The 885-nt window shown below is 66.6% G+C and carries 1 protein-coding gene; it reads right to left on the bottom strand.

The genetic code is table 11. The features are described from left to right. Positions 1 to 2 precede the first annotated feature (2 nt). Positions 3 to 758, bottom strand: a complete 756-nt coding sequence (locus IH48_RS0132190) for a GntR family transcriptional regulator (protein ID WP_030383202.1) — start codon at positions 756 to 758, stop codon at positions 3 to 5. Between the last annotated feature and the right edge of the window lie 127 nt (positions 759 to 885).

The raw sequence follows: 885 nt of genomic DNA, 5'->3' as shown, positions 1-885 counted from the left end.
GGTCAGACCTCCAGCTCGTAGACCAGGCGGTGTCGGTCCCCAGGGGCGATGGTGACCATCACGCGTACAGGTCCCGACTCCCCGTAGCCGATGCGGACATGTTCCGCGACAGGTGTGCCGGGCGGGAGGTCTAGGCGGTCCGACTCTTCCGGATCTGGCATCCGAACGGTGATTTCGTCGCGTACGTGAACCTGCGGGTGCCCGATGGAGGCGAGAATGCCGCCCGGCATGGCGACGTCCCCTTCCTGCATGAGGGGCGTCCCCTCGGCAACGGCCATCGGGAAGCTACTCGTTGAGAGCTGGTAGGGCTGGCCGTCGACGGTACGCAGGCGGATGCGGTGCACGACGTCGCTCCCGACCGGGACCTGGAGCCAGGCGGCAACCTGCTCGCTCGCGGGAGCGGTCTCGACAGTGACGTGCTGGGCCGGTTCGCGGCCGGCGTCGCGGATGGCGGTTGACCAGTCGTCACCAGCCGAAGAGTCGCGACGCCTTCCGCGCTCGAACTTGGTCAGGTTCCACACGATCGGGCGCGTGGACCGGACCCGGCGCCGGCCGCCCTGCTCACCGATCACGAGCCCTTCCGACTTGAGGATGTCGAACCCCGCGCCCACGGTCTTCGGCGTTACGCCGAACTGTTCGGCCAGCTCACGGCTGGTGGGCAGAACGTCGCCGGGCTGGAGGACGCCGGTCCTGATCTGGCGTCGGAGGTCGTCGGCGATGGCTCTAGCCGTCATGCGGCGGGCGGGTGTTGAGGTCATGGGCGGAAGAGTACACCGATCACGGAGTTGAGTACACAACTCGCCGCCACCTGAGTGACAGTCAGGGTCTGTTAGGTACATAAGACTTGACGGTCGATTACCTAAGCGCTTACGGTCAGTGCTGTCG

The organism is Streptomyces sp. NRRL F-5126, assembly GCF_000721265.1.
Taxonomy (GTDB): domain Bacteria; phylum Actinomycetota; class Actinomycetes; order Streptomycetales; family Streptomycetaceae; genus Streptomyces.
Note: the sequence above shows the minus strand (reverse complement) of the source record. Positions and strands in the feature narration are given on the sequence as shown.

What these genes read in the sequence shown, in the direction of transcription:
- IH48_RS0132190 (WP_030383202.1), bottom strand. Translation starts at nt 758, where the DNA reads ATGACCTCAACACCCGCCCGCCGCATGACGGCTAGAGCCATCGCCGAC.